The following is a 13,807-nucleotide window of genomic DNA, read 5'->3' as shown; positions in this document are numbered from 1 at the left end:
TATGCACCAAATGAGGGCATTTTATGCCCTCTGCTCTTTTCTGGTGCCTTAAAGTGATGCAGGAGAGCAGAATGAACAAAACAGTCACCTTTGCTAGTCAACATACCCTTCCCGCAATAGGTCAAGGCACTTGGTTTATGGGCGAAGATAACGCCCATCGACAGCAGGAAGTCAAGGCGCTGCAAGCCGGACTCGATTGTGGACTCAAGCTTATCGATACGGCTGAAATGTATGCAGATGGCGGCGCAGAAAGCGTAGTGGGAGAAGCCTTACAAGGACGACGCGATGAGGCCTTTCTGGTTTCCAAAGTTTATCCGTGGAATGCGGGCGAGTATGACGCTATCGAAGCCTGTGAGCGCAGTCTTGCCCGGCTCAAGACCGATCGTATCGATCTCTATTTATTGCATTGGCGTGGCAATGTACCGCTAGAGGAGACCATCAGAGCGATGGTCTCGTTGCAACGGCAGGGTAAAATTCTGCATTGGGGCGTTTCGAATTTCGACATCGACGACATGATGGAATTGTGGAGCGAATCGGGCGGTGAACACTGCGCGACTAATCAGGTGCTTTACCATCTTGCTTCACGGGGCATTGAATATGATCTGCTGCCTGAATGTCAGCAGCGTAATCTGCCCGTTATGGCTTACTGTCCGTTGGCTCAGGCTGGACGTCTACGCAACGCGTTATTCTCGGATGCTGCATTAGAAAAAATTGCACAGCAAAAGGGCATAAGCGTGGCGCAATTATTGTTGGCTTGGGTCATACGCAAAGCAGGCGTTCTTGCTATTCCAAAAGCCAGTTCGATCGCGCATGTTCAGGAAAATGCTGCGGCGCTGGATATTGAATTGACGGATGAAGATCTGTTTCTCATCAATCAAGCCTTTCCGCCGCCGCCGCATAAATTACCGCTGGATATTGTTTAAATGTGAAAAAATTAAACGACGTCGCCGCTACGCTTTTTTGCGTAAACGAAAAGTTGTTCCTAATCGCGCAGGTTTCTCGCCTGCGCTACGCAGGGGTGTATTGATGCGCGCTGTTTCTACACAGACCAGCGTTCTATACCCATCGTTCGCCATATCCGCCATGCTACAAGAAAGCTCAACGCCGGGGTTCCAGGTAACAACATCGCTGTGATGGTGATGATAAACCTCAATCAGACGTTGTCCTGCTTTATCGTGAATCACAGAGCAATCTTCAGCTTGCGTGAAAATACGATCAACACGTCCCGGATAACGCTGCTTACCCTCGCTGGTGCCCTGAACGTTGTTTTCAACTTTATCAATATAGGTTTTGCCCAGACCGCTGACTTCAACCTCAGCGATATCCGCCACGGTAAAATAGCTGTGCAGCGCTGCTGTCGCTTCAAAATCGCCGTGCGCTTCTAATTCGATTTCGCAATGTTGACCTAAACGAAAACGGGCAAACAGGGTGAAATCATGTGGCCATAGCTTTTTGGTTTGTGCATTACTTTCCAGCACAAAGGTCAATATCACACCTTCATCGTTTTCATCGTGTGCGGAGAGTGTCCAGGTTTGATTGCGGGCAAAGCCGTGGGCGGGTTCACCTGCCGGGCCAAACCACGGCCAGCAAATAGGCACACCGCCACGGATCGCTTTACCGGGTAAGAAGGGGGTTTTATCGCTCAACCAAATCACCGGTTTTTCGCCGCTGGGTTGCCAGGCAATTAAATGCGCGCCCTGCAGCGTAATGGCAGCGCGTACTTTAGGATGGCTGATGACAATCGCAGGCAGATCGCCCACCTGACGTTGCGACAGATAAGGCGTAATTTGAGTCACAACGGGCAATGAAAAGAGTTTGTCTTGCATGTGCGAATCCTTCCTGTGCGGACCATAAAAAAAGGGCGACCGAAGTCGCCCTTATTCTCAACACTGTCTGGCTATCTTATTTAGAAGAAACCAGTGCAATCAGGTCGAGTACCTTGTGCGAGTAGCCAGTTTCGTTATCGTACCAGGAAACCAGTTTCACAAAGTTATCATTCAGCGCGATACCGGCTTTAGCATCGAATACTGAAGTCAGCGTTTCGCCGTTGAAATCGGTAGAAACCACTTCATCTTCAACATAGCCCAGAACGCCTTTCATATCGCCTTCTGATGCTGCTTTGATAGCAGAGCAGATTTCTTTGTAAGAAGCAGGCTTCGCCAGACGTACAGTCAGGTCAACGACTGAAACGTTAGGGGTTGGAACGCGGAACGCCATACCGGTCAGTTTGCCATTCAATTCTGGCAGAACTTTACCAACGGCTTTAGCTGCGCCAGTTGATGAAGGGATGATGTTCTGAGATGCGCCACGACCGCCGCGCCAGTCTTTGTGAGACGGGCCATCAACAGTTTTCTGCGTTGCCGTAGTCGCGTGGACGGTGGTCATCAGGCCTTCAACGATGCCGAACTGGTCGTTGATAACTTTAGCCAACGGCGCCAGGCAGTTGGTGGTGCAAGATGCGTTAGAAACGATATCCTGACCTTCGTATTTATCGAAGTTGGCACCACGTACAAACATTGGGGTGTCATCTTTAGACGGGCCAGTCAGAACGACTTTCTTAGCACCAGCAGTGATGTGTTTACGGGCAGTTTCGTCGGTCAGGAAGATACCGGTTGCTTCAGCAACAACGTCAACACCAACTTCGTCCCACTTCAGGTTAGCCGGATCTCTCTCAGCGGTAACACGAATTTTCTTACCGTTAACAACCAGCGCGCCATCTTTCACTTCAACGGTACCGTCGAAACGACCATGAGTTGAGTCAAACTTCAGCATGTACGCCATGTATTCAGCGTCGAGCAGGTCGTTGATAGCAACGATTTCGATGTCTGAACGCTGTTGAGCAGCACGAAAAACGATGCGACCGATACGGCCAAAACCGTTGATACCTACTTTGATAGTCATATATTCCACCAGCTATTTGTTAGTGAATAAAAGGTTGGCTGTAAAATTACAAAAACCTTACCAGGCGTCAAGCGGAATCGTGTCAATTGTTGCGACAGGTCAATCCACTCAACAGGAATAATTCGTTGCGCAAACGCTTGCGCAACGAATATATCATTGCGCTTCGTTAACACCATCGCCGAATATAAAGGGATACCTAAGATAAAAGGTGATCAGAGTCACAAATCTACGTTGTGGAGGTCTCGACGAAAGGATGAGCACGAAATAAGACCCGACTAATGTTGTTCATTTGTTAGAATAGTAGTCGATTTTTTCAGAATGACACCCTCCGGAATCTCTTAAATGGCTAAAGAAACCGCACCCGAAGCAAAAATTGCGCAATTGTCTGAAATGCAGCGTTACGTTACTCAGCATCGTGGCACAGAACCGCCTTTCAGCGGCGCGCTATTGCAAAACAAACAGGACGGCATTTACCACTGTCTGGTGTGTAATTCACCGTTGTTCCTCTCTGAAACAAAATATGACTCAGGTTGTGGCTGGCCGAGCTTTTACGAGCCCGTCAGTGACGAAGCGATTCGCTATATTGAGGATGACTCACACGGCATGCAGCGTATTGAAATTCGTTGTAATAACTGTGATGCGCACCTTGGGCATGTTTTCCCAGATGGCCCACAGCCTACCGGCGAGCGCTATTGTGTGAATTCAGCCTCGTTGAACTTTACCGATGAGCAAGGCGAACAAACAGAAGGGTAATGGCAATGAAGCAAGAACTTGAAGCCATGCTCAATGCGATGACGCCAGAAGTCTATGAGCGGCTCTCTACTGCGGTTGAAACCGGCAAATGGCCTGATGGTGTGGCGCTAACATCAGAACAGCGTGATAACTGCATGCAGTTAGTGATGTTGTGGCAGGCGCGTTATAACGAAAGCCCGCAGCATATGAGCATTGGCAAGGGTGGCGAAATGGTGATGAAATCCAAGAAGCAGCTTAAGGAAGAGTTTGGCATAGAGCCAGATATCACTCGCATCAACTTGCATTAAAAAAAGGCTGGCGATTAAGCCAGCCTTTTTTAGTTTTTGCCTGCTGTTCTAAATCAGAACCGCACCTTGCGCAGCCATCTGCGAAAAGGCGATTTCGCTGTCATCAGGGTTGAGGTTTACACCACGGCAACCTTCTTTAACCACGTCGACCTGATAGCCCAGCTCAAGGGCATCCAGCACGCTGTATTTCACGCAATAATCTGTCGCCAGCCCTAACATGACCAGATGCGTGATACCGCGTTCACGCAGCCAGCTGTCGAGTTCTGTTTTACGGCGATGCCCATTATCAAAAAAGGCGCTATAGCTGTCGACATCCTGGTCCTGACCTTTATGGAACCTGGCATCAAATAAGCTGGTATCGAGTCCGGGATGAAAATCAGCGCCTTTCGAACCCTGAATACCATGATCTGGCCACCAAATTTGTGCTAAACCATTCAGCTCGCCAAGGGTATAAACCGGTTCACCTGACACGGAAGCAAAACTGCCGTGATCTGCCGGATGCCAGTCTTGTAACGCCAAAACACATTCACCGTTTTGATGGAATTCACGCGCATAGCGATTAGCCACCTCAACGGTTTTATCGCCCTCGTGAACCGCCATCGGGCCGCCCGGACAAAAGTCGTTTTGAATATCAATGATGATAAGTGCCCGTTTCATTACCAGTCGCTCCATATCAATCTTCGGTCAGTTCGCCACGCAAATTTTGCTGCATTTTGGCACGAATTTGCTCGCTTGACAGATTTTGGCTAAGTAAAAAATGCAGCTTGGTTAATGCTGCTTCTACGGTTAAGTCGAACCCACTGATCACCCCTGCATGCTCAAGCGCGTTACCTGTAGCGTAACCGCCCATGTTGACCTTGCCTGAGATGCACTGGGTTAAATTCACCACAACAATGCCGCGATCGCTAGCCTGCTGCAGCTCGGCTAAAAATTCAGCATTTTGCGGTGCGTTACCCACGCCATACGATCGCAGGATAAGGGCTTTAACTGGCTGGCGCAGGAAGTTTTTCACCACGTCAGCGGAAATGCCAGGGTAAATAGTCACCACGCCAATGGGCTGCGGCGTAATGGTATGAACAATCAGTTCGCCGACGCTCTGAGGTGCGGGAGGCGTATTCAATTTACGAATATGAATGCCCGCCTCCAGAAGGGCTGAAAGGTTAGGGGAAGCGAAAGCATTGAATCCGTCAGCATGCGCTTTCGTTGTACGGTTGCCACGGTAGAGCGTGTTGTTGAAAAACAACGCGACTTCGTTGATAGGATAATTTGCCGCGACATACAGTGAGTTCAACAAATTTTGTTGGCCATCTGAGCGCAGTTCTGCCAAAGGAATTTGCGAACCCGTAACGATAACTGGCTTGGCTAAATTTTCCAGCATAAAAGAGAGTGCTGAGGCAGTGAAAGCCATGGTATCGGTACCATGTAGAATCACAAAACCATCATAATGATCATAGTTTTGACGAATATCTTCAGCAATCGATTGCCAGTCTTGCGGCGTCATATCTGAAGAGTCAATTAATGGCTGATATTCATGAATGGTGAAATCAGGCATTTCAGGACGGTGAAACTCAGGCATATTGGCGAGCTGCTGCTGCAGATGTCCTGAAACCGGAATGTAACCTTGGGCAGAACGTTGCATACCAATGGTACCGCCCGTATAGGCTACATAGATGTTTTTCTTTTGCATTATCAAACTCAGACTTGCCTTAAAACGCGCAGTATAAGGGCTATAGCGGGGAAAAGCAGCCCAGCCAGTGGCCGGGCTGCGAGGTTTATCGCACTACGCCACAGTTTAAACAGAAGGCGTAACGATTTTGTGGATCGTTAAGGTGATCAAACATACCCGGCTGATTTTTTACTGCGCTCATCACATCTAACATTGGCGCGGGTAACCAAGCTTTCAGCGTATCAGGCAGCACGGCTTGTACCGATGCATTTACCTGACTCAACATCATATCAATGAAAGTTGGATCGTCCTGGTACCAGCTGAGCTGCGGATTAGCAACTTTCGCCAGTTCGCCGGCTTTTTTCACAGCATCATCAAAATCACCCAACGCATCCACCAGACCATTGGCTTTTGCATCGCTACCCGTCCAAACGTGGCCTTGCGCAATGGCATCAATCTGCTCTGGCGTTTTATGGCGCGATTTCGCCACTAAGCCGACAAAGTTGTGATACCCATTCTCGATGGTTAGCTGCATCATTTGCTGTACTTCTTGCGGCAGCGCTTTGGTCAGCGCGATATCGGCAAGCGGCGAAGTCGCCACACCATCAGTATGCACACCAAGCGTATCCAAACTGTTTTCCAGCGTATTGATCACCCCAAAAATACCAATGGAACCCGTAAGCGTGCTCGGGTTAGCTACGATGTAATCTGCTGGCGTTGAAATCCAGTAACCACCAGAAGCTGCCATACCGCCCATGGAAACCACCACCGGTTTACCGGCTGCATGCGCCGCCGCCAACTCTTCACGAATCGCTTCCGACGCTGTGACGCTTCCACCGGGACTGTTTACCCGCAGAATGATGGCTTTAATTTTCGGGTCGAGGCGAGCATCACGAATCTGTGCTGCCGTCGTATCACCACCCACATTGCCCGGCGACTCTTCACCATCCATGATTGCGCCGCTGGCCATGACCACCGCAATGTTGCCATCTTGCTGTGCGTTTGTAGGTTTCACGCTGTAATCGTAAATACTGACATTGTGATAGTCATTGTTCTGCTTATTCAGACCAAAGGCTTTCACCAACTCCTGATCGGCAGCAGCACGCGAGTCCAGGATGTCGACCAGTTTGTTATCCAGTGCATACTTGGCGGTATCACCGTTTACAGCTTGCAACCCGGCAATTATCGCCGTCGCACCCGGGAACAGTTGCTCAGGCGTAATCTGACGATTTGCGGCAACCGTGTTCAGGTAGTTTTGCCACAATTGTCCCACCCAGCGACTGTCCGCATCACGTGCTGCTGGCGACATGTCATCGCGCAGGAAAGGTTCTACAGCAGATTTATAGGTGCCCACTCGGAACACGTGTGAAGTGACTTTGAGTTTCTCCAGCAGCGATTTGTAATACAAACCGTTGGTGGCGAAACCGTGAAGATCAACGGTACCTTGTGGCGACAGGTAAATCTTATTGGCGTAGCTGGCGAGGTAATATTGCGCCTGACTGTAGCTGTCGCCTAATGCGTAGATAGGCTTGCCGCTGTCACGGAACTCGCGCAGTGCTTTGCCAACATACTGCAGCGAAGGTTGATCGCCACCCGCAAAATCACGCAGATCAAGTACCATACCTTTAATGTTTTTATCATCTTTGGCCTGGCGAATTGCGTCCACGACATCAAACAGTGAGTTCTCTTGTAGACGATCGCTGCTGGCACCCAGCAACTGACGACCAATCTTGCTCAAACGATTGCTCACCGAAGGTTTATCGACCAGCACACCATTTAGGTCAACTTTCAGAGCACCTTGCTGCACGGGAGCTGAACTATTGCCAGAACCACTGACCTGTAACCAAATCCCCACACCTACCACAATCAAAAAAATCAGGAATAAATTAAGAATAAATTCCCTGATAAAATTCAATACCCGCCATGTCCAGCGGAACAGACCAGCAATTATTCGCCACAATGTGCGCATCAGACTCTCCATATTCGTGTAGCCGGAAGTGGCCGCCGCGCGGACCAGGCCTCCTTTGACGACCTCATCCTAATGAGCGGCGTGCTAAAAGTCAGCAGGAAATCACTGCGGACTGTTACAAAAAATCTGGCTGTGCCAGGATTAAAACAGCATGACATACAACAGGAGAAAAACATGGATGCGCTTGAATTACTGGTAAATCGACGTTCGGCTTCGCGTTTATCTGAACCGGCCCCTGCCGGAGAGGCGTTAGAGAATATTCTCCGGGCAGGTATGCGCGCGCCGGATCACGGTACTCTGCAACCGTGGCGCTTCATTATTGTCGAACAAGAAGGGCGTGATCGCCTGAGCAAACTGCTGGAAAAAGCGGCTCGTGAAAAGCAGTTGGATGATAAAGCTATCGATAAAGCCACGCAGTCTCCTTTCCGTGCCCCGATGATTATTACGGTGGTGGCACATTGCCAAGAGCATCACAAGGTGCCGCGCTGGGAGCAGATCGCTTCAGCCAGCTGTGCCGTGATGGCGATGCAGATGGCGGCCGCAGCACAGGGATTTAATGGCATCTGGCGCAGTGGTCCCTGGACCGACGACGAGACTGTACGTGACGCTTTTGGTTGCCGTGAACAGGACGCCATTGTGGGTTTCCTTTATTTAGGTACGCCACAACTGAAATCCAGCACCACTGTTGTCCATCCTGACACGACGCCCTTTGTCAGTTATTTCTGATAGGCATCCAACACACTTTAAAGCAGGGTGCCGCTTGGCCCTGCATCTTTGAATGGATCCTGTGCGAATGATCGAGAACCTGTCAGACCACGCTTACGCTTAAGGTCTCGCCAGGCTAACATAGCGCCATCATTTTCAGCGTTGTTAACTGTACGAATCTCAGCACAAGGATCCCTACATGTCAGAATGTATTCGCCTGACACAATACAGCCATGGAGCGGGCTGCGGCTGTGATAAATCGCCGCGCGTGTTAGACAAAAAGCGCATTAATGTTTTTCCGCAATCCTCAGCTTTCGCAGAAATTGCGGGCGAGGATGGGATGACCGATGTGACCGGTTTTGGTCTGTTTGGCCATCTTAGCGAAGTGTGCCAGGGCTCGTCATTGCGCGCGGAAGTTCAGTTTGAACAGATTCCGACGCTAGCGGGCGTCGATGTCTTTATTGCTGCAGGTGCCGTGCCGAACGTAACGTTACCAGCGGCAACGGACGCGTTGCGCTGCGATGCTCAAACATTTGGCGGATTGCGGGTGGCGTTTCATCCGCTGGCAATTGAAGCACACCGCCATTGTGCAAAATCACCCCCTGTTCATGTCAGCACGATGTGTAACTTGCTGCCTGCTGACGCGCAAGTGCCCGTTATAACCGTTGTTCCCTGAAGTTAAGGATTGCCTGAGTAAATGCGTTTGTTTATTGCGGAAAAACCCAGTCTTGGTCGGGCGATTGCCGACGTTCTGCCAAAACCCCATCGCCGTGGCGACGGCTATATTGCCTGTGGTAACGATCAAATTGTAACCTGGTGCGTTGGGCATCTATTAGAACAGGCGCAACCCGATCACTACGATAGCCGTTACGCTCGTTGGTCACTGGCGGACTTACCTATTATTCCTGAAAAATGGCGTTTGCAACCACGTCCTTCCGTTGCGAAACAGCTCAAAGTTGTCGAAGGGTTACTGAAGCAAGCCGATGAAGTTGTCCATGCTGGCGACCCGGATCGCGAAGGTCAATTGTTAGTGGATGAAGTGCTTGATTACTTGCAGTTGCCTGCCGAAAAACGCAGCAAAGTGCAGCGTTGTTTGATCAACGATCTTAATCCATCAGCGGTGGATCGTGCGGTCAATCGGTTACGCGAAAATCGCGAATTTATTCCGCTGTGTGTTTCTGCATTAGCGCGCGCGCGCGCAGACTGGCTTTATGGCATCAACATGACCCGGGCCTGGACATTGTTAGGCAGAAACGCCGGATACGACGGCGTGCTTTCGGTAGGTCGTGTTCAAACGCCGGTTCTGGGTTTAGTCGTACGCCGTGATGAAGAGATAGAAAACTTTATCCCAAAAGATTACTTCGAAGTAAAAGCGCATATTGTCACGCCTGAAGAGATGCGTTTCACGGCCAATTGGGTGCCAAGCGACGCTTGTGAACCCTGGCAAGACGAAGAGGGCCGATTGCTCAACCGCACGTTGGCTGAACACGTCGTTGCGCGTATTGCGGGAAAACCGGCGCGGGTGACGGCTTACAGTGATAAACGTGAAAGTGAAACGGCACCTTTGCCATTTTCACTTTCCAGCCTGCAAATTGAAGCGGCAAGACGTTTTGGATTAAGCGCTCAAACGGTTCTTGATACGTGTCAACGCCTGTACGAAACGCACAAACTCATTACGTATCCACGTTCCGATAGCCGTTATTTGCCCGATGAGCATTTTGCCGGCCGTCATGCGGTATTAAAGGCTATTCAGGCGCATCAACCGAATCTTACGCCGCCCGGCGACTTTAGCGCAGATCGCAAGAATCGCTGTTGGGATGATAAAAAAGTGGATGCGCATCATGCAATTATTCCGACTGCACGTTCCAGCGCCGTCAAGCTAACCGAAAATGAACAAAACGTTTACGGATTAGTCGCGCGTCAATATTTAATGCAGTTTTGTCCTGATGCGCTTTTTCGTAAATGCACTATTGAACTGGATATTGCTGGTGGCAAGTTCGTTGCCAAAGCGCGTTTTCTGGCGGAAGCGGGTTGGCGTGCTTTGCTGGGCGGTAAAGAGCGAGATGAAGAGAACGATGGCACGCCGCTGCCAGTGGTAGCTAAAGATGATGAACTGCTTTGCGAGCAGGGTGAAGTGTTAGCAAAACAGACTCAGCCGCCACGACCGTTTACTGATGCCACGCTTTTATCAGCCATGACTGGTATCGCGCGCTTCGTGCAGGATAAAGAATTAAAGAAAGTGCTGCGAGCAACCGATGGTTTAGGGACCGAGGCTACGCGTGCAGGCATTATCGAGCTGTTATTTCGCCGGGCGTTTTTAGTGAAGAAGGGGCGTTCAATCAATGCGACTGAGACGGGTCGCGCGCTGATTCATTCTCTTCCCGATTTGGCGGCAAGACCCGATATGACTGCGCAGTGGGAATCAACCCTGACACGTATCAGTGAAAAAGCCTGTCGCTATGATGAGTTCATGCATCCGCTGGTGCACACGCTAACGGGTTTGATTCAGCAGGCTAGACAGCAGCCTTCGGGACATGCCTTTCGTGGTTTACCTTCCACCGGCAAGAAAAGGCCTGCAGCCAAGGCTAAGGCTAAACGTAAAACCAAGGAGACAGGATGAGACGTAATTCTGCTTTAGCGTGTTTGATTATGATGTTGATATGCGCCACGGCGCAGGCAAATAATCGGCATGAACAGTACAACCAAGGTCAGGCCAGTCAAGGCGGCAATACAAATGTGGTGGTGGACTTGCCGCCAGAAGCCTGGACGCAAGGGCAAAACCGTCAGCCTAATTGTTTGAAGTGCTGTATTTTTGATAATCGTAATTATACCGAAGGTGCCGTGGTGAAATCTGAAGGCGTGCTGTTACAGTGCGCGCGGGATGAGCAATCCATTGGCACAAACACTCTGATATGGAAAATCATCAAATAAAAAAGCGTGGCCTTGGCCACGCTGTGATTAAAACTGAAAAGTAGACCAAATCGGCGCGTGATCGGAGGGTTTTTCCATACTGCGCAATTGATAATCGATACCCGTATCAGTACAACGTGATGATAATGGCTGACTAGCCAGAATTAAGTCGATGCGCAAACCGCGGTTGTCATCAAATCCTTTGGAACGATAATCAAACCATGAGAAACAATCTGCCGTTTCAGGATTTTTATCGCGCCAGGTATCCACTAAACCCCACTGCAGCAATCGGTCCATCCATTCACGCTCTTCAGGCAGGAATGAACATTTTCCGGTGCGCAGCCAGCGTTTACGGCTCTCTTCACCAATACCAATGTCTAAATCTGTGCTGCTGATGTTCATGTCACCCATGATTAATACCGGTTTATCTGCGGTGTGGTTTTCTGTCAGATAACTTTGCAGGTCACGGTAAAATTTCTCTTTAGCAGGAAATTTAGTCGGGTGGTCGCGGCTTTCGCCTTGCGGGAAGTAGCCATTTATAACGGTAATATCGCCCATTGGGCTAGGAATCTCAGCCATGATCAGACGGCGCTGTGCCTCTTCGTCATCGCCAGGAAAGCCACGGCGTACAGAGACAGGCTGAACCTTCGTTAACAATGCCACGCCATAATGGCCTTTCTGGCCGTGATAAAAGACGTTATAGCCCAGTTTTGCCACATCCTCGAGCGGAAACATATCATCATGGACTTTCGTTTCCTGTAGACCGATGACATCGGGCTGATGTTTTTCCACCAACGCTTCCAGTTGATGTGGGCGCGCGCGCAATCCGTTGATGTTAAATGAAACAAATTTCATGGTGTCGACCATTGTTCAGCAAATGATGCGCTGGATGGTAGCGATTTTCAGGGAGAATGTCATGGTTGAGCGGGCGAGATTATCTGTTGCAGTTTTGTCTCTTGCTGATTAACACAGTGAACTTGACGCTCGGCGTAAACCTTCGGTCGAAACTTCTCATCCTTCTCATATAGAGCAGGTTGAATTTTTCATTTGAGGTGGAATCGGAGTATCTGAGAGGGTGGTGGGAGAAGGATTATGCGGCGCGCTGCGCCTTCCCTGCGGGCCGCGCTGAAGCGCGTTGTCTCGCTACGCTCGGCTCGAACCTTCGGTCGAAGCTTCTCATCCTTCTCATATAGAGCAGGTTGAATTTTTCATTTGAGGTGGAATCGGAGTGTCTGAGATGGTGGTGGGAGAAGGATTATGCGGCGCGCTGCGCCTTCCCTGCGGGCCGCGCTGAAGCGCGTTGTCTCGCTACGCTCGGCTCGAACCTTCGGTCGAAGCTTCTCATCCTTCTCTTGTAGAGCAGGTTGAATTTTTCATTTGAGGTGGAATCGGAGTATCTGAGATGGTGGTGGGAGAAGGATTCGAACCTTCGAAGTCTGTGACGGCAGATTTACAGTCTGCTCCCTTTGGCCGCTCGGGAATCCCACCAGGGATATAATCTTATGAGCTCAGGCGAAGAAACGATTCAGATGGTGGTGGGAGAAGGATTCGAACCTTCGAAGTCTGTGACGGCAGATTTACAGTCTGCTCCCTTTGGCCGCTCGGGAATCCCACCATGGCCTGAATCTTTGTGCCTGAAGGCGGGGCGCATCATACCAAATGGGCAATGGGTGTAAAGCGCCCATGTTGAAATGATGAATCGTTTGCCCACTTTTTACGCGTAGCGCTGAATTCCCAAGCAATTCAGCGCTAAAGCGTTTAAAGAATAATCGTGCGGTTGCCGTAAACGAAAACGCGTTGGCCAAGAACTTTATATAATGCATTGCTTAATACATTTTTTTCTACGTCGCGACCGGCTCGCATCATCTCATCCGCGGTATAGCTGTGATCCACATTAATCACGTCCTGCATGATGATTGGGCCTTCATCAAGATTATCATTCACATAGTGCGCGGTTGCACCGATGATTTTAACGCCGCGTTCATAGGCTTGATGATAAGGGCGCGCCCCGATAAAGGCAGGCAAAAACGAATGGTGAATATTGATAATTTGATTGGGGTAACGCTGAACAAAAGCGGGCGTTAATACGCGCATGTATTTCGCTAATACCACGTAATCGGGCTGATACCGATCAATCTCTTCTACCATGCGGTTATCATGCTCTTCACGCGTCAATCCTTCATGGCTTACCAGCGCAAAAGGAATATCGAAGCGTTCAACTAAAGAACGTAAAGTATCGTGATTACCAATAACAGCCGCAATTTCCATATCCAGACCGCCAAAAGCACTTTTCATCAGCAGATCGCCAAGACAATGCGCTTCTTTAGTCACCAAAATTACAACGCGACGACGTCCAGCGCTGTGTAATTCGCGGACTGAACCTTGGGGCAGGGCACTATCTAAATCGGCTAGCAGTGTGTTGTCGTTAAAAATCCCTTCCAGCTCAGTGCGCATAAAGAAGCGCCCGGTGCGATGATCAACAAACTCATTGTTTTGCACGATATTGAGTTCGTGCTTGTAACAAATATTAGTGATTTTGGCGATCAGACCTTTTGCATCGGGACAAATGGTACGTAGAACTTTTCTTTGCATGGTTTGCGCTTGCATCTCAATAAG

General features: G+C 49.7%; 14 protein-coding genes, 2 tRNA genes and 2 other RNA genes. 7 read left to right on the top strand and 11 right to left on the bottom strand.

What is annotated here, in order from left to right; all coding sequences use genetic code 11:
- Positions 1–71: 71 nt before the first annotated feature.
- Positions 72–923 (top strand): aldo/keto reductase, encoded by an 852-nt coding sequence (locus ACF2G4_RS06205; protein WP_409075703.1) that lies wholly within the window; start codon positions 72–74, stop codon positions 921–923.
- A gap of 27 nt (positions 924–950) precedes the next feature.
- Here the strand turns inward: ACF2G4_RS06205 and ACF2G4_RS06200 are convergent, their stop codons facing one another.
- The gene (locus ACF2G4_RS06200) at positions 951–1,826 is read right to left on the bottom strand and encodes a D-hexose-6-phosphate mutarotase (protein WP_409075702.1); all 876 of its coding nucleotides are present in this window, start codon (positions 1,824–1,826) and stop codon (positions 951–953) included.
- Between the two features lie 76 nt (positions 1,827–1,902).
- Positions 1,903–2,901, bottom strand: coding sequence for a glyceraldehyde-3-phosphate dehydrogenase (gene gapA, locus ACF2G4_RS06195; protein WP_215846659.1), 999 nt, complete (start codon positions 2,899–2,901; stop codon positions 1,903–1,905).
- Between the two features lie 342 nt (positions 2,902–3,243).
- Here gapA and msrB point away from each other — a divergent pair, with 342 nt between their 5' ends.
- Positions 3,244–3,654, top strand: a complete 411-nt coding sequence (gene msrB / locus ACF2G4_RS06190; RefSeq protein WP_215846660.1) for a peptide-methionine (R)-S-oxide reductase MsrB — start codon at positions 3,244–3,246, stop codon at positions 3,652–3,654.
- Between the two features lie 5 nt (positions 3,655–3,659).
- Positions 3,660–3,941, top strand: a complete 282-nt coding sequence (locus ACF2G4_RS06185) for a YeaC family protein (RefSeq protein WP_243077808.1) — start codon at positions 3,660–3,662, stop codon at positions 3,939–3,941.
- A 48-nt stretch (positions 3,942–3,989) separates the two neighbouring features.
- Here the strand turns inward: ACF2G4_RS06185 and pncA are convergent, their stop codons facing one another.
- The 3 genes from pncA to sppA form a co-directional block, all read right to left on the bottom strand.
- A complete protein-coding gene (pncA, locus tag ACF2G4_RS06180) occupies positions 3,990–4,598 on the bottom strand; it encodes a bifunctional nicotinamidase/pyrazinamidase (protein WP_215846662.1) in 609 nt (202 codons plus the stop codon).
- A gap of 16 nt (positions 4,599–4,614) precedes the next feature.
- The gene (gene ansA / locus ACF2G4_RS06175; protein WP_215846663.1) at positions 4,615–5,628 is read right to left on the bottom strand and encodes an asparaginase; all 1,014 of its coding nucleotides are present in this window, start codon (positions 5,626–5,628) and stop codon (positions 4,615–4,617) included.
- 85 nt (positions 5,629–5,713) lie between these two features.
- Positions 5,714–7,576: a signal peptide peptidase SppA gene (gene sppA, locus ACF2G4_RS06170; protein ID WP_215846664.1), complete on the bottom strand. Its 1,863-nt coding sequence runs from the start codon at positions 7,574–7,576 to the stop codon at positions 5,714–5,716.
- A gap of 174 nt (positions 7,577–7,750) precedes the next feature.
- Here sppA and ACF2G4_RS06165 point away from each other — a divergent pair, with 174 nt between their 5' ends.
- The 4 genes from ACF2G4_RS06165 to ACF2G4_RS06150 all read left to right on the top strand — a co-directional run bounded on the left by ACF2G4_RS06165 (position 7,751) and on the right by ACF2G4_RS06150 (position 11,212).
- Positions 7,751–8,302 carry an NAD(P)H nitroreductase gene (locus tag ACF2G4_RS06165; RefSeq protein ID WP_215846665.1) on the top strand — a complete coding sequence of 184 codons (552 nt, stop codon included), beginning with the start codon at positions 7,751–7,753 and terminating at the stop codon, positions 8,300–8,302.
- A 319-nt stretch (positions 8,303–8,621) separates the two neighbouring features.
- Complete coding sequence (locus ACF2G4_RS06160) at positions 8,622–8,957, top strand: AIR synthase-related protein (RefSeq protein ID WP_409075953.1); 336 nt, start codon at positions 8,622–8,624, stop codon at positions 8,955–8,957.
- Positions 8,958–8,978: 21 nt separating this feature from the next.
- On the top strand, positions 8,979–10,901 hold the full coding sequence (locus ACF2G4_RS06155; protein WP_243077811.1) for a DNA topoisomerase III: 1,923 nt from the start codon (positions 8,979–8,981) through the stop codon (positions 10,899–10,901).
- Positions 10,898–11,212, top strand: coding sequence for a DUF1496 domain-containing protein (locus ACF2G4_RS06150; protein WP_409075701.1), 315 nt, complete (start codon positions 10,898–10,900; stop codon positions 11,210–11,212). The genes ACF2G4_RS06155 and ACF2G4_RS06150 overlap by 4 nt, the downstream gene beginning before the upstream one ends.
- 27 nt (positions 11,213–11,239) lie before the next feature.
- Here the strand turns inward: ACF2G4_RS06150 and xthA are convergent, their stop codons facing one another.
- The 6 genes from xthA to purU form a co-directional block, all read right to left on the bottom strand.
- Complete coding sequence (xthA, locus tag ACF2G4_RS06145; RefSeq protein ID WP_215846668.1) at positions 11,240–12,046, bottom strand: exodeoxyribonuclease III; 807 nt, start codon at positions 12,044–12,046, stop codon at positions 11,240–11,242.
- Positions 12,047–12,264: 218 nt separating this feature from the next.
- A non-coding RNA gene (locus ACF2G4_RS06140) (RtT sRNA) lies at positions 12,265–12,392 on the bottom strand.
- Positions 12,393–12,429: 37 nt separating this feature from the next.
- A non-coding RNA gene (locus ACF2G4_RS06135) (RtT sRNA) lies at positions 12,430–12,557 on the bottom strand.
- A 37-nt stretch (positions 12,558–12,594) separates the two neighbouring features.
- Positions 12,595–12,679, bottom strand: a tRNA-Tyr gene (locus tag ACF2G4_RS06130).
- 42 nt (positions 12,680–12,721) lie between these two features.
- Positions 12,722–12,806: transfer RNA gene (locus ACF2G4_RS06125), tRNA-Tyr, on the bottom strand.
- Between the two features lie 143 nt (positions 12,807–12,949).
- The gene (gene purU, locus ACF2G4_RS06120; RefSeq protein WP_243077812.1) at positions 12,950–13,798 is read right to left on the bottom strand and encodes a formyltetrahydrofolate deformylase; all 849 of its coding nucleotides are present in this window, start codon (positions 13,796–13,798) and stop codon (positions 12,950–12,952) included.
- Between the last annotated feature and the right edge of the window lie 9 nt (positions 13,799–13,807).

It is taken from the genome of Pantoea phytostimulans (assembly GCF_046118715.1).
Lineage (GTDB): Bacteria > Pseudomonadota > Gammaproteobacteria > Enterobacterales > Enterobacteriaceae > Pantoea > Pantoea phytostimulans.
The sequence above is the reverse complement of the archived record's forward strand: the minus strand, read 5'-3'. Positions and strand labels throughout refer to the sequence as shown.